The sequence below is a fragment of the Actinoplanes utahensis genome (assembly GCF_016862455.1).
Lineage (GTDB): Bacteria > Actinomycetota > Actinomycetes > Mycobacteriales > Micromonosporaceae > Actinoplanes > Actinoplanes utahensis.
Window position 1 is genome coordinate 16,851 of record NZ_BOMZ01000053.1, and the last position, 24,407, is coordinate 41,257.

Sequence of the window (24,407 nt, forward strand, 5' to 3'; positions counted from 1 at the left end):
CTGGTCACCACTGATTTTTTGGCCTGATTGAGACATAGGTGGGCCGGGTGCTCGGATGGGTTACCTCACCGGAAGTCCACAGTCTGGGCGGTTCGCCGGACACGCGGAAAACACGCGTACATATCGGCTCTATCACGCCTGGGGCGCACACCGCTGGCATCTGCGAAACCTCGGTTAGGCTCGCCGATGCTATGACGATTACGGGTTTTGACTCGACAGGCCAGCCGACCGACGAGAACGTTCTGTCGCGCGGCCGGGTGACCGCCGAAGACGACCTGGATGCGGAGCTGATAGCCCTCGAGGCAAACGTCGCGGTGACCGCTTCCGCGGTTTCCGTCCCGCCCAGGGAGACCGTCAAACCCCAGGTGAGACGGCGTCTGCTGACGTGGCAGGACATCGTCGCACTCGCCACTTTCATGATCGCTGCGTTCCTGCTCACCGCTCCGTTGTGGCTCAATCTTGATCATGAACTGCGTGATGATCCGCAGGATCAGGCTTTCTTCGAGTGGATGCTGGCGCACGGTGCACGAGTGCTCACCGATGGCGCGTATCCGTTCTTCTCGGACCGCTTGAATTACCCCGACGGGGTGAACATGATGGCCAACACCTCGGTGTTGGCCGTTTCGTTGCCACTGACGCCGATCACTCTTCTGTTCGGTCCGCATGTGGCCTTCAACGTATTCCTGGCCGGCGCATTGTCATTAACCGGGGCTTCGTGGTATCTGGTGCTCTCGCGCCGCTTCGTCGCTTCCCGCGCGGCGGCCTGGGTCGGCGCGCTCGTCTGCACCTACGCCCCCAGCATGGTCTCGCACGCCGGCGGCCACCCGAACATCGTCTCGCAGTTCCTCGTCCCGCTGATCATCTGGCGCACCCTGGAGCTCCGGGTCCGCGGGCACGCGGTCCGCAACGGGCTGATCCTGGCCGGCCTGCTGGTCTGGCAGGCGTTCATCAACCTCGAGGTCCTCTTCATGACCGCGGTCGGCCTCGGCGTCTTCTGCGCGGTCATGGCCGTGGTCCGGCGCAGGAGCCACCGCGGCGAGGTCCTGCCGTTCCTGCGGGCGCTCGGCATCACCGCGATCACCACCCTGGCCGTGCTGGCCTACCCGTTGAGCGTCCAGTTCTTCGGCCCGCAGGCCTACCACGGTCTCGCCGAGTTCGTTCGGGGCTTCGGGGCCGACCTCGCCTCGTTCACCGCTTACTCACGGCACTCGGTGGCCGGCGACCCCGCCACCGCCGCCCTGCTGACCCAGAACCCCGCGGAGGAGAACGCCTTCTTCGGCTGGGGCCTGATCGTCCTCTTCTTCGGGCTGCTGCTCTGGCTGCGGCGCTCGGCCGCGGTGCTGGTGCTGGGCGCGATCGCGATCCTCTTCGCGGCCATGTCGCTGGGCCCGACCATCGTGCTGAACGGTGTCGACACCGAGGTGCCGGGCATCTGGGCGTTCCTGCACCACCTGCCGGTGCTGAACTCGGCGGTGCCGACCCGCTGGGCGATGGCGATCGCCCCGATCGTCGGCATCGTGCTCGCGCTCGGCTGCCAGCGCGCGGCCGACACGATGCGCACCCAGCCGGCCGCCCGCGGCCCGGTCCGGGTCGCGATGATCACCGCGGTGGCGATGGCGCTGGTGCCGCTGATCCCGCGGCCGCTGGCGACGGTCCCGATGGAGCCGGTGCCGGAGTTCGTCACGTCTGGGGCCTGGCGGGCCTACCTCGACGACCGGCACACCATGGTCGCTCTGCCGCTGCCGGACAGCAGCTATCCCGACCCGCTGCGCTGGACCGCCTACACCGGGCACGACATGCGGATCGCCGGGGCGTACGCGCTGCTGCCCAACCAGAACCCGCAGGACCCGTCCGACCGGACCGCGATGTTCTCCCCGCCGTGGCGCCCGACGAGCGGTCTGATCTCCTCGATCCGGCAGGGCAACCCGGTTCCGGAGATCACCGACGAGCGGCGCGAGATGGCGCTCGCCGACCTCCGCTTCTGGAAGGCCGGGGTGGTCGTGCTGACCCCGCAGAACCGGGACATCGAGATGCTGCGCGCCATGTCCGACCTGCTGGGCTTCCGCCCGACCTGGATCGGCGGCGCGTGGGTCTGGGACGTGCGGGCCCTCGTCGACGACCCGGACGCGGTGCTGACCAGCGACTCCTAGCGGGTGGGGGCCACGCTCCCGGGGGTGGCCTGTACCACCGCGCTCAGCCCGCAGCGGGCGGCAAAGGCGGATGGGCCGCCGACGCCGCTCCGGAGAGTCACGGTGCCCTTGTTCGGCCCGTACCACTAAGGGGTTTTGATGCAGCAGCCCGGGCAGACCTTGGGCTGTGGCAGGGTGAAGGCCAGGCAGCACGTCTTGCGTCGCACGTCGAGCCGGCCCTGGTTGTTGGGGTGGAGCTCGATCAGGTCGCGCACGCCGAGGGCGGTGAGCAGCCGGTCGATGGTCTCGGCGGAGGGGCCGGCGACCGCGTCGGCGGATCGCAGCACGCCGTAGGCGACGCCGGAGGCCAGGGAGCCCAGCAGTGTGCGTTTGCCGAGGCGGACCCGGCCGTGGACGGCGTCGAGCAGCGGGGTGAGGTGCTCGTCGAGGATGCTGCGGCGGAACTCGGCCAGCAGCGCGTCCTCGTCGGAGACCACCCGGACCTCCGGGCGCCCGGAGAGGGCCAGCGGGTCGTTGGGCAGGACCGCGATGGTGGCGCCGCGGCGGATGCCGAGCGTGATCAGCGGGCGCGGGTCGTCGAAGCGCATGACCGCGTCGGTGGCGGTGAGCAGCGGAACCCGGCGTGCGGAGGCCCAGCCGAGGACGGCCGGGAGGGTGAGCCAGTAGGTGTACGCCTTCCAGGCGAGCGCGGCGGCGGCGTGCGGCTGAGCGTTCCACCGGCGGCGTGCGGCGTCGAGGAGCGTGTCCAGGTGGACGTCGGTCAGGCGGGCGGTGGGGGTCCAGCCGGCCATGTCGGGCACCACGAGGCCGGGCGCCAGGCCGGGGATCTCGGTGCTGGTGCCGAACATGGCGCGCAGGGTCGCGGTGACCGGCGCCAACGGCCGGGGGCGGATCTGCGTGAGCTCCATGGTGGGGCTGGTCACGGGTGTCCGCCTGCCCGCGGCACTCGTCGCTGAGTCACCGCATTCTCCTTGCGGATGGACTTGCTTGAAGTAGGTGGGGCGAGCCGGGCTCTTGTGGAGCGGCTGGGCTCGTCGACGACCCACGGTACCCGGTTAAGGGTAGCCTAACCACACTGGGCAAGGGGATCTTTCGGGCGAATGCCCTAGGTAATGATTACTTTACGTAGCGTGCTGGCGCTGCCGGATTCGTCAAGGTATCTGTCGGCAAGTCGCTACTAGCTCCTTCGCGACAGGGACTCGCGGTGACACTGAACATGCCGTCGCGAAGGGGACATCCGTGATGACCACCTCGCCCATCGAACGGGCAGCAGACCAGTTCGTCACGGTGCTCGCGCAATGGCGGGCCGAGCGCGGGATGACGAAGAAGCAGCTCGCCGCGCGCATGGGTTTCGATCCCTCCTACGTCAGCCACGTCGAGGGACGGCGCCACAAACCCACCGAGGACTTCGCCCGCAGAGCCGAGGCGGTGCTCGGCGCCGGCGGCGCCATCTGGCAGAGATTCCAGGAGTACGACGAACTCCGGCACGCCCGCAACGCCGGGATGCACCGGGAACCGCCCATCCCCGTCCAGTGGCTGCCGCCGGGCACCGGCCTGATCGTCGAACGTGAGGTCGCCGAGCTCGCCTACACCGGCGGGGCCTACCGCTGCCGGGTGTGGCGCTGGCTCTACAACGCCGGCGTCGAACCGGTCACCCGCTACCTGGCGAAGGTCGCCGTCGACCGGTACCCGCACGACCCGGCCGGCTCGAATCGGCACCATCGGGAGAACCCGCTCGACTTCGACGAGATGGACGTGCGGGCGTTCGCCGGTGAGGGCGACGCGGCCGAGCCGATGCAGTGGCGGGTCAAGCTCGACCGGGACGCGTCCAAGGAGATCTGGCTGATGTTCGCCAATGAGCGCGGCCAGTTCCCGCTCTACCCCGGCGATCGGACGATCATCGAGTACGCGTACACGGTCGACGAGAAGAAGTGGGGCCAGTGGTTCCAGCGCGCCGTCCGGCTGCCGACCCGCTCGCTCACCGTCCGGCTGGATTTCCCGGAGAGCTTCGAGCCCCAGGTCTGGGGAGTGGAGGCATCGCTCAACGCCGAGGTGCCCGTCCGGACCCCGTTGGAACGCCGCACCGAGGGAGGTCGTGCCATTTTCGAGTGGTCCACCGACGCGCCCCTGCTCAATGCCCGGTACCGGCTGGAATGGCGGTACCGCGGCGCCGGCGCCCCGCTGTACGAGGAGGTCGGGCCGCCGGAACCGGCCCTGCCACGGGCCTCGCATCGGATGCGCGGCATCGGCATCATCCAGCGCGGGTCCGACCTGCTCCGGCAGCGGGCCCGCCACTTCCAGCTGCCCCGTGAGGCGTCCGCCGCCCGCAACGCGGTCACTCAACTGCTCACCTCGCTGGGCCGGCTCGACGACCTGCACGAGTTCAGCAAGGGGGTCGGGCTGGCCGCGCCGCAGATCGGCGTGCCGGTGGCGGCTGCCGTCGTCCGTCCCCCGGAGCGGGACATCGATCCGGTCGTCCTGCTCAACCCGCGGGTCGTCGGGGAGTCCACCGAGTGCGACGAGCAGTACGAGGGATGTCTGTCGTTCTTCGACTACCGGGGGCTGGTGCCGCGGTCGCTGCGGATCGACGTGGAGCACGCCCGGTTCGACGGGACCCGGGTGGTGACGACGTTCGAGCGCGGGCTGGCCCGGCTGGTCAGCCACGAGATCGACCATCTGGAGGGGCGGCTGTACGTGGACCGGATGCAGACGGACGCCAGCCTGCTGCCGGTCGCGGAGTACCAGCAGACCGGCCGCCCCTGGGACTACTAGCCGCTTCACTCCGAGAAGCTGTCATACTTTATCCGGATTGAGGGGACCTGAAGTTCGGCGAGGGTCTTCAGGGTGGCCTTCACCATCCGGCCCGACCCGGAGACGAAGAAGTCGTGCTCCTTCCACGGGCCGTACTTCGCCAACACGTCCGAGATGTCGCCCTGCTCCCCCGGGAAGGTCGGATCGTCACTGCACGCGGTGACCACCGACAGCCACGGGTACCGTGCCGCCAGCCGGTTGAGGTCGGCCAGGTCGTAGAGATCCTCCCGGTTCTGCGCGCCGAAGAAGACATGCACCCACCGGGTCCGGTTGTACCGGGTCAGCTCCTCCAGCAGCGACTTGATCGGGGCGAGACCGGTGCCGCCGGCCACGAAGACGGCGTCCCGGGTCGACCTGCGGTCCAGCGTCATCGAACCCATCGGGGCGGCAAGCTTCACCATGTCCCCGACCTGCAGCCGGCGGACCAGCGCGCTCGACACCCAGCCCGCGCCCACCGCCCGCACATGGAACTCCAGGGTGTTGTCGCGGCGCGGCGCGTTCGCTGGGGAGTAGGTGCGCCACAGCCGCGGCTGGTAACGCGGGGCCTCCAGGCTCAGGTACTGCCCGGCCCGGAACTCCAGCGGCTGCAACGGCAGAACCGTGAACACCGCGATGTCCTGCGAGCGGCGTTCGTGCGCGACCACCTCGCCGTACCAGTACGGCGGATTCTGATCGGCGTCCGCACCGGCCAGCATCTTCGAGGCGATCACCGCGTACGCGTCGGCCCAGGCCTGGTCGTACTCGACCCCCCACTCCTCGCCCGCGAACGCCCGCATCGCCTCGATCAGCGCCCCGCCGACCACCTCGTAGTGCTCCGGTTCCACGTGGAACTTGCGGTGGTCCCGGCCGAGCGCCCGCAGATAGTCGTCGAACCGCTCCGGGTCCTCGAGCGTCTGCACCGCGGTCACGATCGCGCCCAGCAGCCGGGCCCTCTGCACATCCATCTGCACCGGGAACAGATCACGCAGGTCGGGGTGCGACAGGAACATCCGCGCGTAGAAATAGCCCGCGACTTTGTCCTGATGCTCCTCGACCAGGCTCCAGCTCTCCTTGAGCAAGCGTGCGAGGTCTCCCATGTCATTCAGGGTGGTCAGCACAGTCGGGAACACGACGCACCCGAAGTGCGATTCGCCACCCTGCCCGGCGCGCCGTTTGCCGAAATGGGCGAATTTGTGCCTCGCCTACAGTTGTCGGGTGAGCGTCGAGGAACAGCAGCAGTCAACCCGTCCGCGGTACGGGACCGAGATCACCATCGTGTTGCTGCTGTCGCTCGGGCAGTCCGCCATCTACTCCATCGTCTCGCTCACCGCGAAACTCACCGCCGAGGCGCCGCTCGCCAAACAGACCGCCACCCTCAACCCGACCGTCTCCCCGCGCCCCTACCTCGACCTCACCTACCAGCTCCTGGGCATCTTCTTCGCCCTGATCCCGGTGATGCTGGCCCTGTTCCTGCTGTGGCGCGATCACATCCGGCCGCGCGACCTCGGCATCGACTTCCGCAAGCCGGGCTTCGACATCGGGTGGGGCGCCGGCCTCGCGGCCGGGATCGGGCTTCCGGGGCTTCTTCTGGTGTACGCCGCCCTGCAGCTCGGCATCAACGCGCAGATCCGCCCGTCCGGCCTCGACGCCTACTGGTGGACCCTGCCCGTGCTGATCCTCGCCGCCGTGCAGAACGCGGTGCTCGAAGAGGTGATCGTCGTCGGGTACCTGATGACCCGGCTCCGCTCCCTCGACCTGTCCCCGGTGTGGATCATCGCCGCGTCCGCCGTGCTACGCGGCTCCTACCACCTCTACCAGGGCTTCGGCGCCTTCATCGGCAACGCGATCATGGGCGTCGTCTTCGCGCTGTTCTACCTCAGGACCAAGCGGGTCATGCCGCTGATCGTCGCGCACAGCCTCCTCGACATCGTCGCCTTCGTCGGTTACGAACTACTGCCCGCATCCTGGCTCGACTGGCTCGAATCCTCCGCATAGAACCGCTGCGCGCGGGCCGCCACCATCCCGGCAGTCGCCCGGGCGCCCAGCACGGCGGTGACCAGACTCACGCCCGGCAGCGCCCGGTTAGCGAGCCACAACGCGGCCCACGCCACGAACGGCCCACTGCCCGGACTGGCGAGCCTCAGCAGATCCTTCGCCCGCCGCGGATCCTCCGGATCCATCCCGAACGCGGCCGCCACGTGCAACACCAGCTCGGCGTGCGTCACCACGATGGCGGTGGTCAACGCGACAGGTGCGAACGGGCCGGCGACGGCGCCCAGAGCACCGCGCATGCCGGCGGTCCGGGTGAACCGGTGCGCGGCCAGCCGGGCCAGCGCCTGCGGGGACGCTGTGGGATAGGTGTCGCGGGCGCGGGCGGCCCAGGCCTTCGCTCGCGGCCCGATCGCCTCGACGGCGGCAAGAGCCAGGATCTCGGGGGTACGGGAGGGCTCAGCCAGCAGTTCCTCCGCCAGCGACTCGAACCGCTTCCCCACCGGAACCCGAACCTGCGGAGCCACTGACGGCAGCCGCAGAACAACCGCCGCCTCCGCCGCCACCGTTTCCGCCGCCTTCGCCGTCACCGTTTCCGCCGTCGCCGTTTCCACCGCGGCCGTCTCCGCTTCCGGCGTCGCCTCGGATGCCGCCTCGGGCGCCGCCGTGGGTGCCGCAACCACCGCTGCTTCCGGTGGGGCGATCGCCTTGGTCTCCGCTGTCTCAGACGCTGCGATTACCGCTGCTTCCGGTGGGGCGATCGCCTTGGTCTCCGCTGTCTCAGACGCTGCGATTACCGCTGCTTCCGGCGCGGCCTTGGGCGCCGCAATCACCTCTGCCTCCGGTGCCGCGATCGATCCGGTGCCTGCTTCGGGTGCCGTCTCTGGCACCGCTTCGGGTGCCGCGGTCGACTTCGTCTTCGGCGAATCCGGGGGTGTGAGTTGCGGTGTCTCGGTTCCCTCCGGCTGTGGGGTGCTGGGCGTTGTGGATGCTGCTGGACCCAGCGGAGCCGTCGCGATCGGCGGCGGCGTTTCCTTCGGCTTCCGGGCGGAGGCTTTCCGCGGCGGGGTGCCCTTCTTGGCTGGAGCCGCCTTCTTCGCGGGGGTCTCCGGTGCGGGGGTTGCCTTCGCGGCGGGGGTCGTTTTCCTTGCCGGAGCGCGCTTGGCGGGCGTGGCTGCCTTCCTCACGGACCGCTGTGCCGGACCGTTCTCCGGGAGGGACCGGCCCGGCCGTTTTCCAGCAGGCGTCTGCTCGGGCGGATCTTCAGCGGACGCGCGGTCAGGCGCGCTGTTTGTGGGCTGCTGCTCGACGCCAGCCGTCGGCTCGCCAGCCGTCGGCTCGCCAGCCGTCGGGTTTCCCGCCGTCGGGTCGATGGGCGGGGAGTCCTGCGGGCGGCGGGACGGCTGGGGCGGCACCGTGGCCGCGGTCGGCGCCGGCGGGCGGGGCTCGTCCTTCCGCGGGGTGCGGCGTGCGGGTGTGGATTTCTGCGGGGGTGCCTGCCCCGTACCCGAAGAGGGGTTTGAAGAGTGACTTTCGGCACCCGGACCGGGCTTCGGTGGCTGGAAGGTGACCGCCGGCGGCGCGGTACGGCGCGCGGGGCTCGCGGCCGGCTGCTCGGCGGAGGGCTTCTGCTCGGGCGCGCTGAAGGGGCTACGCGGATCGCGAGCCCGCGGAGCCTCCCGGCGCGTGTTCTCCTCCATCGCAGGAAGCCTAGCCCTCTCCGCGACGTTTCGCCTGTTCGCGACCACTCGCGAAGATCTCCGGTGTGCCGGATGCCGCCCTCTTTGTGCAGCCGTCACGAGGTCCGGTATTGTCAAGCCCCGGTGGCCCTCGGGACACCGGGGAGACTTCGCCTAGTCTGGTCTATGGCGCCGCACTGCTAATGCGGTTGGGGTTTTAAAGCCCCTCCCGGGTTCGAATCCCGGAGTCTCCGCGCGAAAGTCGGTGTTGTAAGCTGACTGAGCAACAAGGCAAGCGCCCGTAGCTCAATGGATAGAGCATCTGACTACGGATCAGAAGGTTAGGGGTTCGAGTCCCTTCGGGCGCACCAAAGATCAAGGCCGTGACCTGCGGAAACAAGGGTCACGGCCTTTTTGTTTCCCATTTCTGGTCCAGAATGTCCCACTTGATGGGATTGTGGTGATCGGATGGTGATCGCGTGTCGCAAACGTGTTCCGTCCGTAGTGGATTGGGGTTGAGCAGGACTTTCCTCCGCGAAACACGGCCGGACCCGAAGCCTGTACCGATTACTGTGTGTGACACCCGGCAGTGTTGTCGTCCCGGTCAGGCTGCCAGCTCCCCTACGCGTCGCCGTGAACGGCGGCCGCAGGCGGGCGGGTAGGTCGACGTACCACTGTTGGAGTGTGGCGAGGTGTTCGAGGAGCCACTGCCGGGCGACGGGGCTGAGGTCGTGGTCCGGGAGGAGAGCGATGGTCGGCAGCAGGGGGCCGCACACGCACCCTGCGAACGTCCAGGCTCAGGTTATCCAGGAAGTCCGCGGAACAGCGCTTCGAGGTCCTGTTCGCCGTCCCGGGTCTGGGCGCCGCGGGCCAGTCCCGCGCTCATGAGTTGCGCTGTGGCGGGACGGAAGACGAGCCCGGCCCACACGTCGTTCTCCCGGGCCAGGCCATCGGCGTGATTGTGGGGGGCGATAGCCTGTTTGGCCGCGGCGATGACATCGTCGGGCAGTGCGGCGATATTGCCGGCGAGCCGGTCGACGAACGCGTCCAGTTCGTGCGCGGGGAGCGCGCGGTTGATCCAGCCGTACCGTTCGGCGGTCTCGGCGTCGTACAGGTCGGCGCCGAGCACGATCTCCAGCGCGCGGTTCCGGCCGACGCGTTCGGTGAGGTACTGAGTGGCGCCGCCGGCGGGGACGATGCCCATGAGCGCTTCGATCTGGCCGAGTCCGGCCGGCCCGATCGCGGCGAACGCCATGTCGGCGGCTACGACGAACTCAGCACCGCCGCCGCGCGCCTTGCCGGCGAGTTTGACGATGGTCACCTGAGGCTGCTGGCGTAGCTGTTCTCCGACGGCCTGGAAGAGGTTGACGCCTTCCGGCAGGTCCGCCATGAGCCCGGCGAGGGCCTGCGCAGTGGCGGTCATGTCGACGTGAGCGAGGAAGAAGTCCGGGTCGGCGCTGTCGAATACGATCACTCGTACGGTGTCGTCGCCGGCCAGCGAGGCAAGGAGGTCCCGTAGGTCGGTCATGACCGCGACGCTGAGGATGTTGATCGGCGGGTTGTCGATCGTGACGTACGCGATTGCGTCCTTCTGGCTGACCCGCAAGGTCTGGTAAGTGGTGTGCTCCACTGCTGTCTCCCTAGGTATACAGCAAGACCTTGGTTCCTGCTGTATACCTAGACTGATTCCGGCTCGGACCAGCGTCAATAACGCACTTCGGGCATCCCAAGGAACGCGGAGGATACCGCCATGGCTACTTCTGAGGCCGTTTACCAGGCCATCGCCGAGGATGAGCTGGTGTTCCGGTCTGATTGTCCGAGCCGGTCGATCCTCGATCAAATCGCCGACAAGTGGTCGATGATGGTGATGGCGGTCCTGGCCGAGCCGCGCCGGTTCAACGAGATCAAGCGTCGCCTCGAGGGAGTGACCCAGCGCGTGCTCACCCAGACCCTGCGGCGGCTCGAGCGCAACGGGATGGTCGAACGTCGTGTCCTGCCGACCTCGCCGGTCGGCGTCGAATACTCGCTGACCGCGCTCGGCGAATCGCTGCGCGAACCGTTCGGCGGGCTCTACGACTGGACCGTCGCCCACGCACCCGAGATCCAAGCCCGGCAGCGTGACTACGACCAGCGCGCCCAACGCTGACGGCCGAGCCGCAAAGTTGAACTGGAAAGAGCTCAATGCTCATCGCGCAGCTCACTCAGGACGAAACGCACCCTCGATGAACTACCCTGCGTCCGTAGACCTTCGGCGTGTGCGGCAGCCCACCTCCATCGCTGCTTATAGCTGGTAGAGCTGGATGGCGTTGTCGCGAAGGACCATCGTCGCTAGCCGGTCGACGTCGTCGGCGCGGATGACGTGGTCGCGGAGCATGTCGGTCAGTGCGATGGCAATTGCGTCGCGCGCCGGGATCCTGCAACGACCACTGAAACTCGAGCCAGGTGCAGCGTCAGCTCCCAGTTGCGGAAGCCGTGGACGCGCGCCACGCCGATCACCCGTTGACGTTGCGCAGCCGCACCGTCTCGAGGTAGTCCCACAAGGCGCGTTCGCGCTCGACGTTGTAGGACTCGTCCGAGGAGGGCGTGACGCGGATGCGGTCGACGTACGAGCCGGACGGCGCAGGCGTACGTCCGGTGACGGTGGCGGCGAGCCGGCGCCCAGCCGTCGCGGCGTTGTCGATGGCGGGCGTCACCGTAAGTAACGGCACGATCCGGTCGTTGAGGAATCGGGCGAAGGGTTTGGCGTGCCGGCCGTGCCCGGTGGCGGGGACCAGGCCGGGGCTGTGCGCGACGATGTCGACGCCGTGGGGCAAGCGCCTCGCCCACTCGTGTACCAGGTAGATCGCCGCGAGTCTGCTCGTCGCGTACGCGGTGTACCCGGCCGCGGCTGTCCCCGGCGACGGGAAAGCGCCTGGCTGGGCGAGGACGCTCGGGTCGGCCCAGCGTGGTGCCGGGGTCAGGCCGTATGTGTGCCGCAGGTCCCCGAAGTGTGTGCCGCTGTTCGTGATCACGATCCGGGCCGGGCTGACGAGGCGGGATTCGAGTGCGCGGAGCAGCAGATGGTTGGCGAGCACGTTCACGGCGAACGTGGTCTCAAGGCCGTCCGGGGTGGTGTGCAGGGCATCGGTGAACTGGACGCCCGCGTTGCCGACGAAACCTCGCAGCGGCGGCAGTTCCCCTGAGTCGAGCATGGCACCCACGGCTTGGCCGGCCGACTCGACACCGTCGATACTTGCCAGCTCGGTGTCCACCACGGTGACCCGGTCGTGGGCCCGTAACTCACGCACCGCCTCCGCGCTGGTGGACTCCCGTGCCAGGACGACGAGCCGGAGCTCCGGGTCGTCGTGCAGCAGGGCTGCAGCGGCGAACCATCCGATCCCTCGGGTAGCGCCGGTCATGACCAACGTGTGCATATCGTTCTCCGTTTGACTCGGCTGACAACGTCAGCACAGGTTCAAGGCCAGTAGCCGCAGGCTGATGTTCGCGGGCAGAAGGCGACACGGCCGCGGCTGGCAAAGCCGTACATGGCATCGCCGATTCGGACTTTCGCCCACTGGCGCCGGTCCGGAACATGACCAGCGTGGTGGGCGACGGCGCGCTGTGGCGATGCCCCAGCGGAACGTTTGAACAGCTCAGCGATGCGCCTCGAGCCATCCCTGAACTTCCGCGATCACCCGTGGGTCTGGTTCGCCCAGTTCGTCGGCGAACTTCGGCGACATGTTCATGGTGTGCCCGATGCCCGGGTAGATGATCACCTTGTGGTCTTTGTTGCCGGCCGCTGCCATGGCGGCGTCTGCGGTGAGCGCTGCTCGGGCCGGGGTTTCCAGGTCGTTCTCACCGTTGAGTAAGAGCGTTGGGCCGGAGAACCGGGGCAGTGCCTTCCCAGCGTCCGGGAACCGGGCAAGGTCTTGGATGTATCTGACCAGGAAGGGGTCCAGGCCGGGGATGGCCGGGTACGCGTCGATTCCGGTGATCGTGCGCAGCACCGCGCCGGCCTCTGTGTCGATGGCGATCTGACCGTCGTGGTTTCGGTCGGTGCTTGCCTTGACGATCTTGCCGTCGAGCAGGACGGAGCGGAACAGGTCGGCGACCGGTTGCGGCTGGCCCACCAGGCCGTCGGTGGCTTCGGTGGCGGTCAGCCGGCCGTCGCCGTCGATGTCGAACTCGTCGTGTAGTTGCAGCGGCAGGCGACCGTAGATCTGGAACGTCAGGAGTTGCTTGACGGGCTTGCCGAGGACTGCCATCGCGACCACCCCGGCCGGTTTCGGGATGCCGAAATTGTGCGGGTCGGCGGCGAGGTTGGCGGCCACGTTGGTGCCTTCGCTGTGGCCGATCAGGAAGATCTTCGAGGGGTTCACTCGCGGTGATTTGGCCGCGAACCGGAGCACCGTGGCAGCGTCCTGCTGGGTCCGGTCGTAGGGGCGCTTCGGCTCCAACTGGGCGGTATCAGTGGTGGTTATGGGCCCGATGTCGCTTACCCCGCGCTTGTTGAAGCGCAAGGTCGCGTAGCCCGCACGGCCGGCTGCCTGCGCAATCCCTACGAAGGTCGAGCCCTTGCCGCCCGGCAGCGTCTGGTTCATATCGTTGCGTCCGCTGCCGTGCAGGAACACGACCAGCGGTAAGCGTCCCTGGGCAGCGTTCGGATAGGTCAGTTCGGCCTTGGTGACCCAGCCGTGGCCGAGGTCGATCCGTACTTGCTCGCGGGTGATGTCGTCCCAGCCGGACGACGAGGCGGGTTGGGAAGATACGTCGGCGTTGGCGACCCCCGCACCCGCGGTGAGCAGAGCGGTGCAGGTGAGAACGATGAGCAGCTTTCTCATGTCAATTGTCCTTGCTCGGCGATGGCCGACATCGTCAGGTGGGCCGCGCCGTCGATCGGAAAGGCGCGGCTCCACCTGACGAACGGGCTCAGCGGGCGTTGCAGAGGGCGTGGTCGACCAGGTCGGTGGTGATGTCCACGGTGGGCATCGGCACGCCGGGGTCCGGTTTGAGCGAGTCGGTGTTGATAGACACGGTGACGCTGCGGGAACCGTCCGGGGTGACGCCGTTGCGGGTCATGAAGCCAGGGATGTCGCCGCCGTGGCTCCAGTAGCCGCCGCACGAGTTGTCCGCCCACACGATGCCCAGGCCGTACCGAGCGCCGGGCCACCTGGCTCGCAGCCTGTCATCGGTCTCCACGGTGCGCAGCATCTCGGCGAGCTGGGCGGGCTTGAGTACCTTGCCGGTGATCAGTGCCCGCAGGAAGGTGTTGGCGTCGTCCGCGGTGCTGATCATCTCGCCGGCGGGGCCGGCCAGTGACGGGTTCAACAGCGTGGCGTCGATCGGTTCGCCGTAGCGGGGATCCTCCGGTGTTGCGTCCGGGCCGGGGAACCGCTGGTAGCCCACCGGGTGTGGGCGGGGGATGGTCGGGGTGGTGCTCGGCAGGTAGGTGTCGCGCAGGCCGAGCGGCCGCACGATCCGGTTGCGGACCTCCTGCTGCCAGGTCCGGCCGGTGACCTTCTCGATGATCATCGAGGCGACGACGTAGCCGGTGTTGGAGTAACTCCACCGCGTGCCCGGCGCGAAGTCGGCCGGGAACTGCATGGCAAGACCGACGAGTTCGGCGTTCGTCCAGGTACGCAGGCGCGACTGCTGGAATCCCTCCTCGGTGCCCAGAGCGGCCATGGCGTTGGTGTACTCGGGCAGGCCGCTGGTGTGCTGCAGAAGCTGCCGCACGGTGATCTTCCGGCCGTCGTTGCCCTTGCCCTGGATCAGGCCGGGCAGGAACCGTTCGACCTTGTCGTCCAGCGACAGCTTGCGCTCGCCGACCAGCTGCAGCACAGTCGCCGCCACAAACGGCTTGGTGTAGCTGCCGATCCGGAACTTCGCCTCCCACGCGATCGGGGCGCGCTTTGCGACGTTGCCGTATCCGCTGCGCACCTGCACGTCTCCGCGCGAGGTGTCCAAGGCGACCAGCACACCCGGTGCGCCGTACTTGCGCAGTCCATCGGCGTCGGCCTGCAGAGTGGCGCTCAGGCTCGGCCGGAACGCGGCTGGCGTCAGCGAGCTGGGGGTCGTGGCCTGAGCGGCTCCGATACCGACGACGGCGGCTCCCGCTATCGTCGCCGCGACCATGACGGTCACCAGTGATTTCCTCATGCCGACGACGCTAGAGAGATCGATGATAGAAAACGTCACCACTCAGTGGACACTCGTCTGTCCCTCTCACGAGGGACAGGAGGTCCGCCACACTGATGTCGGCCCGTGGCCTCGGGCCAGACGGTTGCGAGCTCAAGGTGTACACCGTAACTTCGCCCGGCGCACCCTGAGCCGGGTGAAGTTCGTCGGCGAGACCCTGCGGGCGCCCTGAAGATCCTGGCCGGCGGCCGCACCGGCATGGCTGACGCCGCGCTTCGATACAGGCTGGGCCGAGCAGGTCGGCCGGGACGGCTACCTGATCCTGTACGCGGTCACCGCCAGCGGCGCTCCCGGGTGGCTGCGCGAGATTCCGCAGTGCAGGTCCTGGCTCAGTCGTGGGGGCAGCAGTCGCTGCGGCAGGGGCCCCGACGTCGTGCCGCACTACCGGTCGGCAAGCTCTGGTTGGGCTCGTACTCGCATGGTCCGTCTCACCTTTGCATTGCGGTTCGGGTGTGCCGCGAGGATCTTCCGGGCGTTGTCGCAGGCGCGAAGCTGGTGGGGCTGCGATGCCACATGGGAGGGCCCATCGCGGCACTGATGATCGGCCGGACCTGGCAGGTACCGGCTCTTTGTCCCTCGAGCGAGCTACCCGCAGGTGTCCACTGCGAGGTGACGATCTCTGGCTTGTTGATCCATAGCATTTTCCCAGCGCGGTGCCCGGCCGCTCTGGCGAAGGAGCCGTTATGCGTTTCGTGAAGCAGTGCTTGGCCGTGCTGGCGGTCATGGTGGTAGGTGGCCAGGCGACCGCCGCGGTGCAGGACAATCCATGGCTGACCCTTGCTGCCGGCTTGGTGTCGGCGGTCCTGACCGTCCTCACCTACCGCTGGGTGGTGCGGCGTACCGAGCATCGCGACGTCTCCGAACTAGCCGGCGGCGGCACGCGGTTCGCTGCGGGCGCGCTGATCGGCGCTGCGATGTTCGCGTCGGTCGCTGTCAACCTGGCCTTCAACGGCGACGTGCACTTCGTCGGCGCCGGCTCGGTGTCGAACACGTTCGGCATCTTCGGGTTCATGGCGGCCGCCGCCGTGACCGAGGAGGTGCTGTTCCGGGGTGTGCTGTTCCGGATCGTCGAGGAGCGGCTCGGCACCTATTTATCGCTGACCCTGACGGGTGTGGCGTTCGGCGCGATGCACCTGTTCAACGAGAACGCCACCCTGTGGGGTGCGCTCGCCATCGCCGTCGAAGCCGGGTTCATGCTGGCCGCCTGCTTCGCTGCCTTCCGCAACCTGTGGGTGCCGATCGGCCTGCACTTCGCCTGGAACTTCCTGCTTGCCGGTGTCTTCACCCTGACGTCGTCCGGTAACGGTCTCGGCCAGGGCCTGATCCAGGTCACGATCACGGGCCCGGAGCTGTTCACCGGCGGCGAGTTCGGCCCCGAGGGCGGCGTGGCAGCGGTCGGCGCGGGCACCCTGCTGACCCTGATCTTCCTGGTCATGGCTCACCGCCGCGGTCACATCGTACGGCCGGGTAGCCGAGGATCCGGCGTCGCCGCCTACGCTACGGTTGCCCGATGATCGACGTCGGCAGGGTTGCGGCGTGGTGGCGCAGGCTCCCCGTCCCTGTCCGCGACCTGCCCCTGGCGCTGGCTCTCGCCCTGGCCTCGCTGGTACCTGCGGTGAACAGCCACGGCACCCAGATCGGCGACGTGCCCACCCGGCCGATGGACGCGTTCGGGATCGCCGTCGTTGCTGTGGAGTGCCTGCCGCTGGCGATCCGCCGTCGCTGGCCCTCCGCCGGGCTGGCGCTGGTGTCACTCGGGTTCGCCGCCGACCAGCTCCGCGGGTACCACACCCTCGCCGCCACCGCGCTGACCATCGCCCTGTTCAGCGCGGGCGCCCACCTGCAGCAGTATCGGCGCACCACCGTCGTGCTGGTCACCGTCGCGTACGTGCTGCTGACCGTGGCGCTCACCGGGAACGGCGCGTCCGAGAGCCCCGCGGGCTTCGCCACTTTCTATGCAGGCATGGCGGTGCTGTGGTGGTGCGGCTCGTACCTGCGGACCGCCCGCGTCGCCGAGGCGGAACGCCGCCGGGCCGTGGCCGAGGCGAGCCGCGCGGCCGAGCGCGCCCGCATCGCCCGGGAACTGCACGACGTGGTCACTCACCACGTGACGGCCATGGTCGTGCAAGCCGAGGCGGCCCGCTACCTGACCGCCAACCCGGAACGCCTCGATCAGACCCTGACCGCGATCACCGGCACCGGCCGCCGCGCCATCTCCGACCTGCGCAACCTGCTCGACCTGCTGAACCCGGAGCACGGCACCGAGCCGCGCACCCCGTCCGTCGGGGAGCTGCGCGCCCTGGTGGAGCAGACCCGGCAGGCCGGGCAGCCCGTCGAGTTCACCGAGGACGGCACGCCCCCGCACACGGCCGGCAGCACCGAGGTTGCGCTGTACCGAGTCGTGCAGGAGGCACTGACGAACGCCCTCAAGTACGCGCACGGCAGCCGCACCATCGTCCACGTGCGGCGTACGCCGGGTGGGACGACGGTGGAGGTCAGCACCGAGGCTGCGGGGGTACGGCATGCGTCCCCGGGCGGCAGCGGCCGCGGACTAGCCGGGCTGCGCGAGCGCGTCGGCGTGCTCGGCGGCGAGTTCAGCGCGGGCCACGGCACGGACGGCGGATTCGTCGTGCGGGCCCGCATCCCCGCCGGGAGCCCGTCGTGACGGCCCCTGTCCCGGCCGCGATCCGGGTGCTGGTCTGCGACGACCAGGCGCTGATCCGCATGGGCTTCACGACGATCATCGACGCCCAGCCCGACATGGAAGTGGTCGGCGAGTGCGCCGACGGCCGCGCCGCCGTCGACCTGACCGCCCGGGTACGGCCCGACGTCGTCGTGATGGACGTGCGAATGCCGGTGCTCGACGGCATCGAGGCCACCCGATTGCTCGCTGGCGCCGGCGTCGCCGACCCCGTCAAGGTCCTCGTCGTCACCACATTCAACCTCGACGAGTACGTATACGAGGCGCTGCGCGCGGGCGCGAGCGGCTTCCTGCTGAAGGACGCCCCGCCGGCCCAGCTCCTGCACGGCATCCGCACGGTCGCCACCGGGGCTGCACTGCTGGCGCCGGAGGTCACCCGGCAGCTCGTCGGCCGGTACGCGGCGCGCATCCGGCCCGCGCACGGCGCCACGGGCGACCCCGCGCTGACCCCGCGCGAACTGGAGGTGCTGCGCCTGATCGCGAACGGCCTGTCCAACGCTGAGATCGCCGCGACGCTCGTAATCAGCCAGGAGACCGTCAAGACGTACGTGTCGCGTATCCTCACCAAGCTGGGCCTGCGTGACCGCGTGCAGGCGGTCGTCTACGCCTACCGCCAGGGTTTAATCGCCTAGGACCACTGGTCGCTTCGCAGAACGGCCCGGTAGCCGGACAGTTCATTCAGGATCAGGTCGATGAGGGAATCGTCGCTGCTGAGGGTGGTCCATGCCTCGTATGCCGCGTAGTAGGACCGCACCCCGACGTCTGCCAGGATGCCTGCCAGCCGGGCGTCGCCCAGGCGGGCGGAAAGCTGATCCTCTATCGCCTCAGTGATGGAGGAGCGCTTGAAGGCGGCTCGCTCCTGTAATTCAGGGCTGGAGACAAGCAGACGCATCAGGCGCTTGCCGACCTCTTGCTGGCCGACAGAATGAACGCGTGCCATCGCGGTGATCCCGGCTTTCAGCACCTCGACGGGCAAGGCCTCTTCGGGCGCGTCGCGAATGCCTTCGACGGCCGCGTCGATGAGGGCGCCTTGACCCTGGAACAGGATTTCGCGCTTGTCCTTGAACAGGCGGAACAGGGTGGTTCGTGTCAGGCCGGCCCGCTGAGCGATCTGCGCCGTCGTGGTCTGCTCGTATCCCTGCTCGGCGAACAGGTCGAGAGCGGCGGCGAGCAGCCGGCCGTGCGCATCGGGATCCCATCTGGCCATGACTCGATCATAAGTGATGTAACTCGGTCGCATCGAACTCTTGATGTAACCGAGTTTCATCGCTTAGGGTGATGGAACACAGTCACATCATATGGCTGTCGTGGGACCCCTCGTCCGCTTCTGCGGCTATGGGACCCGCAAAACCTCCTGGACAGGAACACTTATGCGTGTCTTCATCACTGGCGCTTCCGGCTGGATCGGAACGGTTCTGACCGAGGAGCTGGTCACAGCAGGTCACCAGGTCGTCGGCCTGGCCCGATCGGAGGCTTCGGCGGCCAAGGTCGCCACCGCGGGCGGCGCCCCGGTCCTCGGCGACATGTCCGACCATGACCTCATCGTGCAGCACGCCCAGCAGGCCGACGCGGTCGCCCACCTGGCATTCACCCTCGACTTCACCAAGTTCGCAGAGACCGTCCAGAACGAGCTGGAACTGCTGGAGAAGCTGGGCAAAGCTCTCGAGAGCAGCGGGAAGGCCGTGTTCGCCGCCTCCGGCACCCCGACGGTCGAGGGCGGCCGGGCCGCCACCGAGCGGGACGAACTGGGCTCCACCGGCCTGGCGGGACCCCGTGCAGCCACCGCCAAGGCCGTTCTCGCGCTCGCCGATCGGGGTATCCGCTCCGGCCTCGTCCGCCTACCCCGCACGGTGCACGGACAAGGTGACCACGGCCTGATCGCCATGCTCGTCGGACTCGACCGCCAGCTCGGCGTCGCCGCCTATGTCGGCGACGGCAGCAGCCGCTGGCCCGCAGTGCACCGCAGCGACGCCGGACACCTGTTCCGGCTCGCGCTGGAGAAGGCGCCGGCCGGCAGCGTGCTGCACGCCGTCGCCGAGGAGGGCGTGACGATGCGGGAGATCGCAGAAATCATCGCCGCCCGGACCGGTCTGCCGGCCGGTCCGATCGACCCCGAACGGATGGGCCCCTTCGGCGCCCTGGTCGGCGGTGACCAGCCCGCCTCCAGCACCGCCACGCGCGAACTCCTGGACTGGGAACCGACCGGCCCCAGCCTCCTGGACGACCTGCGGGCCGGCTACTACACCACCTGAGCCCACCCGAAGACGGCCCTCCGGGCGCGAGGGCCGTCTTCACCCCTCCTGCCGGGTCCGGCGCGAGCCCTCAGGCCCTCTCCGCGCCGACTCGTCGACCCGCCTGATCAACTCCGCGCACTCGAGCTGGGTGACACTTGATCGACGCTGTCGACGAAGCTCAGCATGGCTGCTGCCAACTCCTCGGGAGCTTCCAAGGCGACGTAATGGCCGACATTGGCCAGTTGGACGTGGCTGATTGCCGTGGATGCCGCCTGTGACATGGTGTTGCAGGTGAACGGACCGCCTCCGGCGCCGACGGCGAGTACTGGCTGGTGGAGACCGGGTGACTCGGCGAGCTTCCTGATCTCGGAACCTTCCTGCAGCATCGATCGGTAAAGGCCGGTAGCGCCGCGCCAGCCACCAGATCGCCTGTAACCGCGAGAGAATTCCTCGATGTCGGTGTCCCCGATCGCCTGGGGCACAGCGGCCATCGAAGAGAAGGCGTATCGGTCGAGGAACTCTTTCTCGCGTCCGGCGAGCAATAGTTCGGGGACGCCTGGGGCGGCCAGGGCGCCGATGTGCCAGGCGCCTCCATGGGTTACGTCAGCCAGCGCCTCCAATCCGAAACCGGGAAGGCCCATCTCGATGGCGGTAAGGCTGCGTACCTGCTCGGGGTACATGGTGGCCAGGCGGAAGACGGTCGCTCCGCTGATGTCTTGTCCGGTGAGATGGACGGGTCCAACGTCGAGGTGAGCGATCAGGTAGTGCAGGTCGGCAGCTGATGTCGCGCTGTCGTAGGCGCCTGGACCGCTGTCGGAGTCGCCGAAGCCGCGCAGGTCCACGGCGAAGACCCGGTGGGTGGCGGCCAGCAGGGGAATCAATTTGTGGAATGCCCACCAGCTTTCGGGAAAGCCGTGGACCAGCAGGATCGGTGAGCCGTCAGCGCCGGCGCTGACGTAGTGAAGGCTGGTGCCGTTGACGTCAGCGCGGTGGTGCGTGAGGCCGTGGGGCGTGCGGGCGGAAGTCATGTGTCCCTTAAAAAGACATCCTGGCTGTCGATCTCGACGATAGACAGCCTGGCTGTCCTTGTCCAGATGTGGTGTCGTAACCTTCTGGCATGTCTCGTTCTGGCGCTGATCTCGCGTTGCTGCTGCTGGGTGGCTTTCGCGGCCTCGTCGACGCCGCGACCGAAGAGCTCGCTCGTCGGGGCTACCAGGACGTACGGCCCGTCCACGACTTCGCCATGCGCGCCATCGCGGCCGGAGCCGACAGCGCGTCCGACCTGGGCCGAAACCTCTCCGTCGCCAAACAGTCAGCGGCCAAGACCATCGCGGTTCTTGTGGAACGCGGGTATGTCATTCGCGAACCCGATCCCCACGATGCCCGCCGCAAACGCCTACAGGTCACTCCGCTCGGATTCGAAGTCATGCGCGAAGGCGAGGCCATCTTCGACGAATTGCGTATCCGCTGGCAACGGCAGCTGGGTACTGCCGAGTTCGCGAATTTCGAGGGACAGCTGGCAAAACTGGTAGGCGCGGGTTCGGTCCGTTTCGATACACCGGGCTGGATGGCACGAGGCCTTGACGGGTCAGCCTGAGGGTCTCGAGATCCGCCGCCTGATCAACATTCTGTTCCAGCAGCCGAACCGCAGCGCCGCCAATCGATTGCGCCGGCCTCATCGCCATCGAGTACGAGCCAGAGGTGTTTGGCTGTCCTGGGCGCAGAAGGCCACAGGTCACCGGTCTGGGTCACGAACTGGTGAGATCTTGATGGTCGCTGTCGCGCGCATGTGGGTTCGCTCGCCTTGCCTGCCGAGCAGTGCGAGGATCTCGGCTGGCTGTGTACCGGCGGCGCCGAACCAATGCGGTGCCCGCGTGTCGAACTCTGCGGCTTCGCCCGGCTTGAGCAGCATCTCTTGTTCGCCGAGTATCAGTCGTAACTCGCCGTTGAGGACGTACAGCCACTCGTAGCCGTCATGAGTGGTCAGTTCGGGCACCGCGGGTGAGCCTTCGCCGGGCAGAATGAGTTTGTAGGCCTGGATGCCGCCGGGTCTGCGGGTCAGTGGGATCAGGGTCTTGCCGTTGCGTACCACCGGCCGCAGGTGGACGCGGGCGTCGCCTGTGGACGGCCCGCCCAGCAACTCGTCGACCGAGACGGCATGCGCCTCAGCCAGAGCGAGCACCTGTTGGAGTGTGGGCTGGCGATGACCCTTCTCCAGCCGAGACAGGGTGCTGACCGGGATGCCACTGGCCAAGGACAAGTTGGCAAGGGTCGCACCGCCACGTTGCCGTAACGCTCTCAGACGTGGGGCCAGGTTGCGCAGAGTCTCCTCGACGACAGACATCATTCGAGTTTGACAGATCAGCAAATTTTGCCAGGGATCGCCGGCCCACCGTTCACGCTGGGCCGATCCCCCGATGTCCTGGAGTAAGAATGCGCCCCTCAATGGCCGGCCGCCTGGCCGTGCTGTTCCTGACCCAGATGATGCTGGTGGTCGACACCACCATCGTCAACGTCGCTCTTCCTAGCATCGGCGCACAACTCGGCTTCTCCGCTGCCGGATGAGCTGGGTGGTGACGGTGTACGCCCTGTTCTTCGGCAGCCTCATCCTTCTCAGCGGCAGGATCGGAGCGTTGGTCGGCGCCCGCCGAGCCCTCCTGACCGGTGCTGGAGTCTTTGTCGTCGCGTCGCTAGCGGGTGGGCTCGCATCCTCGCCTGGAATGTTGATCGCCGCGCGGGCGTTCCAGGGTGCCGGTGCGGCACTGGCTGCGCCGAGTGTGCTGGTGTTGCTGACCGCCATCACCAAACCGGGTCCGCAGCGGGCACGGGCGATGGCCCTGTTCGTGCTGGCCACCGCATCCGGTGCTGCTGTGGGGCTGATCATCGGCGGCCTGCTCACCGGAGCTTTCGGCTGGCGGTCGGTGATGTTCGTCAACGTGCCGATCGGTGTCGCCATCATCGCGGGCGGAATGTTCTTCCTGCAGGAGCTTCCACGGCAGTCACAGAAGTTGGATGCCGGCGGAGCGTTCACCTCGACCCTGGCGATGGCGGCGGCCGTCTACGGCTTCACCGTGATGGCAGACGAGGGCGTCACGCACCCTCCGGTCATGATCGCTCTCTCGGTTGCGGCCGTCAGTCTCGCAGCCCTGATCGCGGTCGAGCGCGGCAACCCGGCCGCGGTGATGCCGCTGTCCTTCTTCAGCTCACTGCGCACGGCCGGACCACTCTTGGCCATGCTTCTCATCCCGGCCGGGCAGGTCTGCTACCTGTACTTCACGACCTTGGTGACGCAGCAGCGGCTCGGTTATACGCCGTTGCAGACCGGCCTGGTACTGATGCCATACACCCTCGCCTTGATCCTGTCCAATCAGCTCACCCCGCTCCTGGTGACGCGACACGGCGAACGCTTGATCGGATCGGTCGGCATCGGGGGTCTGACGGCCGGTATCACCGGTATGGCATGGGCGGTGTACGACTCGACTGCCGTCACCGCCTTGATTCTGCCGTCGATCGTCCTTGGTATCTCTGCCGGCCTGACCTTCGCCCCGGTCACCGGCATGATCATGAGGCAGGCCCCGGACGGCAATAGCGCTGCGGCCGCAAGCCTGCTGCAGGGCCTGCAGCAACTCGGCGGCGCCATCGGCCTGTCCGTGGTCATCGGCGGTGGCCACAGCTACACCGGGGCCTTCCTCACCACTGCCCTCTTCCCGCTCATCGCCCTCGCGCTGTTCACCGGCGGCGCACTGCGGATCGATCCACTGACAGCAACCTCGAAGGGACAATCGTGAAGATCTTCCTCACCGGCGCGGCCGGCTACATCGGTGGTGCCGTCGCCACCCGCCTGGTCGCCGACGGGCACGACGTTCGGGGCTTGATCCGTGATCCGGCCCACGAGCCACTGATCACCCAGGCCGGCGTCACCCCGGTACACGGGGATCTCGACGACTTTGACCTGCTCGCCGCAGAGGCGAACCTCGCCGACGGCGTGGTCAACGCGGCTAACAGCGATCACCGCGGCGCGGTCGAGACGTTCTTGCAAGCCCTACCCGGCACGGGTAAGCCACTCGTGCACACCAGCGGATCCAGCCTCATCGCTGACGACGCGAAAGGCGAATACACCGCTCGGAAAGTCCACGACGACATCGAACAGGTCGTCGCCGGCTCCCATCCCATCCGGCAGGCCCGCTTCGCGATCGACACCATGCTGGTCGACGCAGCAGACGACGGGATACGAACCGTTGTCCTGTGCAACTCACTGATCTACGGCACCGGACGGGAACCCCGGCCGGACACCGTGCTCCTCCCTCCGTTGGTCAACCAGGCCCGTGCCAGCGGAGTCGTGCGCGTCGTCGGGCAAGGTCACAACCGCTGGTCGACCGTCCACATCAACGATGTGGCGGCGCTCTACTCCCGCGTCCTCTCCGATCAGACCGCGTCCGGCTTCTACTTCGTCGAGGCCGGCGAGGCCTCGTTCGCCGAGATCGGGGCCGCGATCGCGGACCGCCTCGGTTTGGGGCCCGTCCAACCTTGGAGTCTCGCCGAGGCATCGCAGGAATGGGGCGCGGGGTTCGCCCGGTTCGCTCTTGGATCGAACAGCCGGATACGAGCAACCCGCGCCCGGCAACTCGGCTGGACCCCTGCACATACCTCCGTTGCTGCCTGGATCCGGGACGAGATGAGAGCCGAC

22 protein-coding genes and 2 tRNA genes are annotated in these 24,407 nt (G+C 68.1%); 14 read left to right on the forward strand and 10 right to left on the reverse strand.

The annotated features are described in order from the left end of the window. Nucleotides 1-287 precede the first annotated feature (287 nt). On the forward strand, nt 288-2,150 hold the full coding sequence (locus Aut01nite_RS20475) for a DUF6311 domain-containing protein (protein WP_052164558.1): 1,863 nt from the start codon (nt 288-290) through the stop codon (nt 2,148-2,150). A 125-nt stretch (nt 2,151-2,275) separates the two neighbouring features. Here the strand turns inward: Aut01nite_RS20475 and Aut01nite_RS20480 are convergent, their stop codons facing one another. Further along, nucleotides 2,276-3,058 (reverse strand): hypothetical protein, encoded by a 783-nt coding sequence (locus Aut01nite_RS20480; protein WP_043532931.1) that lies wholly within the window; start codon nt 3,056-3,058, stop codon nt 2,276-2,278. Nucleotides 3,059-3,392: 334 nt separating this feature from the next. Here Aut01nite_RS20480 and Aut01nite_RS20485 point away from each other — a divergent pair, with 334 nt between their 5' ends. Then, on the forward strand, nt 3,393-4,922 hold the full coding sequence (locus tag Aut01nite_RS20485; RefSeq protein WP_043532898.1) for a peptide deformylase: 1,530 nt from the start codon (nt 3,393-3,395) through the stop codon (nt 4,920-4,922). Between the two features lie 5 nt (nt 4,923-4,927). Here the strand turns inward: Aut01nite_RS20485 and Aut01nite_RS20490 are convergent, their stop codons facing one another. Continuing rightward, entirely contained in the window at nt 4,928-6,037 is a 1,110-nt protein-coding gene (locus Aut01nite_RS20490) for a globin domain-containing protein (RefSeq protein WP_043532932.1), read from the reverse strand. A gap of 118 nt (nt 6,038-6,155) precedes the next feature. On the opposite strand from Aut01nite_RS20490, the gene Aut01nite_RS20495 reads away from it, so the two are divergent. Next, nucleotides 6,156-6,935, forward strand: a complete 780-nt coding sequence (locus tag Aut01nite_RS20495) for a CPBP family intramembrane glutamic endopeptidase (protein ID WP_043532899.1) — start codon at nt 6,156-6,158, stop codon at nt 6,933-6,935. Here the strand turns inward: Aut01nite_RS20495 and Aut01nite_RS20500 are convergent. Continuing rightward, a complete protein-coding gene (locus Aut01nite_RS20500) occupies nt 6,884-7,612 on the reverse strand; it encodes a hypothetical protein (RefSeq protein ID WP_152629105.1) in 729 nt (242 codons plus the stop codon). The two genes, Aut01nite_RS20495 and Aut01nite_RS20500, sit on opposite strands and share 52 nt — an antisense overlap. 1,159 nt (nt 7,613-8,771) lie before the next feature. On the opposite strand from Aut01nite_RS20500, the gene Aut01nite_RS20505 reads away from it, so the two are divergent. Then, a tRNA-Ser gene (locus tag Aut01nite_RS20505) sits at nt 8,772-8,862 on the forward strand. A 41-nt stretch (nt 8,863-8,903) separates the two neighbouring features. Then, nucleotides 8,904-8,979: transfer RNA gene (locus tag Aut01nite_RS20510), tRNA-Arg, on the forward strand. Nucleotides 8,980-9,410: 431 nt separating this feature from the next. Here the strand turns inward: Aut01nite_RS20510 and Aut01nite_RS20515 are convergent. Then, nucleotides 9,411-10,238, reverse strand: a complete 828-nt coding sequence (locus Aut01nite_RS20515) for an enoyl-CoA hydratase/isomerase family protein (protein ID WP_043532900.1) — start codon at nt 10,236-10,238, stop codon at nt 9,411-9,413. A 120-nt stretch (nt 10,239-10,358) separates the two neighbouring features. Between Aut01nite_RS20515 and Aut01nite_RS20520 the strand changes: the two genes are divergently transcribed. After that, complete coding sequence (locus tag Aut01nite_RS20520; RefSeq protein ID WP_043532901.1) at nt 10,359-10,754, forward strand: winged helix-turn-helix transcriptional regulator; 396 nt, start codon at nt 10,359-10,361, stop codon at nt 10,752-10,754. Between the two features lie 346 nt (nt 10,755-11,100). Here the strand turns inward: Aut01nite_RS20520 and Aut01nite_RS20525 are convergent, their stop codons facing one another. From Aut01nite_RS20525 to Aut01nite_RS20535, 3 genes are all read right to left on the reverse strand, one after another. Continuing rightward, the gene (locus tag Aut01nite_RS20525; protein WP_043532902.1) at nt 11,101-12,021 is read right to left on the reverse strand and encodes an SDR family NAD(P)-dependent oxidoreductase; all 921 of its coding nucleotides are present in this window, start codon (nt 12,019-12,021) and stop codon (nt 11,101-11,103) included. A 219-nt stretch (nt 12,022-12,240) separates the two neighbouring features. Continuing rightward, entirely contained in the window at nt 12,241-13,428 is a 1,188-nt protein-coding gene (locus Aut01nite_RS20530; protein WP_043532903.1) for an alpha/beta hydrolase, read from the reverse strand. An 88-nt stretch (nt 13,429-13,516) separates the two neighbouring features. Further along, a complete protein-coding gene (locus Aut01nite_RS20535; RefSeq protein ID WP_043532904.1) occupies nt 13,517-14,746 on the reverse strand; it encodes a serine hydrolase domain-containing protein in 1,230 nt (409 codons plus the stop codon). 722 nt (nt 14,747-15,468) lie between these two features. Here Aut01nite_RS20535 and Aut01nite_RS20540 point away from each other — a divergent pair. Genes Aut01nite_RS20540 through Aut01nite_RS20550 form a run of 3 tightly spaced genes read left to right on the forward strand, consistent with a single transcriptional unit; the run spans nt 15,469 to nt 18,118 of the window. Beyond that, nucleotides 15,469-16,299, forward strand: coding sequence for a CPBP family intramembrane glutamic endopeptidase (locus tag Aut01nite_RS20540; protein WP_043532905.1), 831 nt, complete (start codon nt 15,469-15,471; stop codon nt 16,297-16,299). Then, nucleotides 16,296-17,450, forward strand: a complete 1,155-nt coding sequence (locus tag Aut01nite_RS20545; RefSeq protein WP_043532906.1) for a sensor histidine kinase — start codon at nt 16,296-16,298, stop codon at nt 17,448-17,450. Before Aut01nite_RS20540 ends, Aut01nite_RS20545 begins: the two co-directional genes overlap by 4 nt. Then, complete coding sequence (locus tag Aut01nite_RS20550; RefSeq protein WP_043532907.1) at nt 17,447-18,118, forward strand: response regulator; 672 nt, start codon at nt 17,447-17,449, stop codon at nt 18,116-18,118. Before Aut01nite_RS20545 ends, Aut01nite_RS20550 begins: the two co-directional genes overlap by 4 nt. Here Aut01nite_RS20550 and Aut01nite_RS20555 read toward each other — a convergent pair. Further along, nucleotides 18,115-18,693 carry a TetR/AcrR family transcriptional regulator gene (locus Aut01nite_RS20555; RefSeq protein ID WP_043532908.1) on the reverse strand — a complete coding sequence of 193 codons (579 nt, stop codon included), beginning with the start codon at nt 18,691-18,693 and terminating at the stop codon, nt 18,115-18,117. The two genes, Aut01nite_RS20550 and Aut01nite_RS20555, sit on opposite strands and share 4 nt — an antisense overlap. 163 nt (nt 18,694-18,856) lie before the next feature. Here Aut01nite_RS20555 and Aut01nite_RS20560 point away from each other — a divergent pair, with 163 nt between their 5' ends. Beyond that, nucleotides 18,857-19,738, forward strand: coding sequence for an SDR family oxidoreductase (locus Aut01nite_RS20560; protein WP_043532909.1), 882 nt, complete (start codon nt 18,857-18,859; stop codon nt 19,736-19,738). 107 nt (nt 19,739-19,845) lie between these two features. Here the strand turns inward: Aut01nite_RS20560 and Aut01nite_RS20565 are convergent, their stop codons facing one another. Continuing rightward, on the reverse strand, nt 19,846-20,748 hold the full coding sequence (locus Aut01nite_RS20565) for an alpha/beta fold hydrolase (protein WP_043532910.1): 903 nt from the start codon (nt 20,746-20,748) through the stop codon (nt 19,846-19,848). 89 nt (nt 20,749-20,837) lie between these two features. Between Aut01nite_RS20565 and Aut01nite_RS20570 the strand changes: the two genes are divergently transcribed. After that, a complete protein-coding gene (locus Aut01nite_RS20570; protein ID WP_043532911.1) occupies nt 20,838-21,317 on the forward strand; it encodes a MarR family winged helix-turn-helix transcriptional regulator in 480 nt (159 codons plus the stop codon). Nucleotides 21,318-21,455: 138 nt separating this feature from the next. On the opposite strand, the gene Aut01nite_RS20575 is transcribed toward Aut01nite_RS20570, so the two are convergent. Next, complete coding sequence (locus Aut01nite_RS20575) at nt 21,456-22,067, reverse strand: helix-turn-helix domain-containing protein (protein WP_052164552.1); 612 nt, start codon at nt 22,065-22,067, stop codon at nt 21,456-21,458. Nucleotides 22,068-22,153: 86 nt separating this feature from the next. On the opposite strand from Aut01nite_RS20575, the gene Aut01nite_RS44355 reads away from it, so the two are divergent. From Aut01nite_RS44355 to Aut01nite_RS20585, 3 genes are all read left to right on the forward strand, one after another. After that, nucleotides 22,154-22,285 carry a hypothetical protein gene (locus tag Aut01nite_RS44355; RefSeq protein WP_268871749.1) on the forward strand — a complete coding sequence of 44 codons (132 nt, stop codon included), beginning with the start codon at nt 22,154-22,156 and terminating at the stop codon, nt 22,283-22,285. Then, a complete protein-coding gene (locus Aut01nite_RS20580; protein WP_084000038.1) occupies nt 22,282-23,508 on the forward strand; it encodes an MFS transporter in 1,227 nt (408 codons plus the stop codon). Before Aut01nite_RS44355 ends, Aut01nite_RS20580 begins: the two co-directional genes overlap by 4 nt. Next, on the forward strand, nt 23,505-24,407 hold a 903-nt coding region (locus Aut01nite_RS20585), incomplete at its 3' end, for an NAD-dependent epimerase/dehydratase family protein (RefSeq protein ID WP_204037600.1). The genes Aut01nite_RS20580 and Aut01nite_RS20585, both read left to right, overlap by 4 nt.